Origin of the sequence: Streptomyces sp. 8K308, assembly GCF_004348315.1 — a bacterium.
Classification (GTDB): domain Bacteria; phylum Actinomycetota; class Actinomycetes; order Streptomycetales; family Streptomycetaceae; genus Streptomyces.
Genome location: NZ_SMKC01000685.1, coordinates 1 through 646, shown reverse-complemented (window position 1 = coordinate 646; position 646 = coordinate 1). Strand labels below are relative to the sequence as shown.

The window sequence follows — 646 nt, the reverse complement described above, 5'->3', positions numbered from 1 at the left end:
CGTGTGGGGGATGTGGGGGTGCATTCGGAGCGACTCCGGGCCGTCTGGCGCGCCGTCCTCGGCACCTGACACTTGGGACCGCTCCCACTGGTTGAAGGGACCGTAGGCCATTCGACCCCTTCCCGCCAAGGGGGCGTTCGAGAATTGACCGCTGACCTGCCCTGAAACAGGCAGTTCCGTCAAGGGGGTTGACGCCTGCAATCAATGGCTCAATTCTTGGGAGCGCTCCCACTGACGTCCTCTGAGGGCACTTTCCGTGTGTGCGCCACCCCACGGCGCGCGCGCTGCTCCTCACCCCCCACGAGCCGCGAGGAGGCGCGATGCGGATCCCACGTGGATCAGCGAGCACCACCCCCACAAGAGCCAGAAAGCGAGCCCGCAGGACCCGGCAACGGTTGTGGTTGACCGGTGTCCTCGCCCTGTCCATGCCCCTTGGCCTGACCGCCACAGCCGGCGGCGCCAGCGCGGACGAGCCTCAACTGCTCCAGTTCGAGCAGGAGTTCCTTGAACTGTACGAGAAGATCAAGGATCCGGCGAACGGGTACTTCTCCGACGAGGGGATTCCGTACCACTCGGTGGAGACGCTGATCGTCGAGGCGCCGGACCACGGGCACGAGACCACGTCCGAGGCCTACTCCTACCTGAT

At 65.6% G+C, this 646-nt stretch carries 1 protein-coding gene; it reads left to right on the top strand.

Annotated features, from left to right (window positions below; all coding sequences use genetic code 11):
* Nucleotides 1-320: 320 nt before the first annotated feature.
* A partial coding sequence (locus tag E1265_RS36635) for a glycoside hydrolase family 48 protein (RefSeq protein ID WP_279571505.1) occupies nt 321-646 on the top strand: 326 nt, incomplete at its 3' end.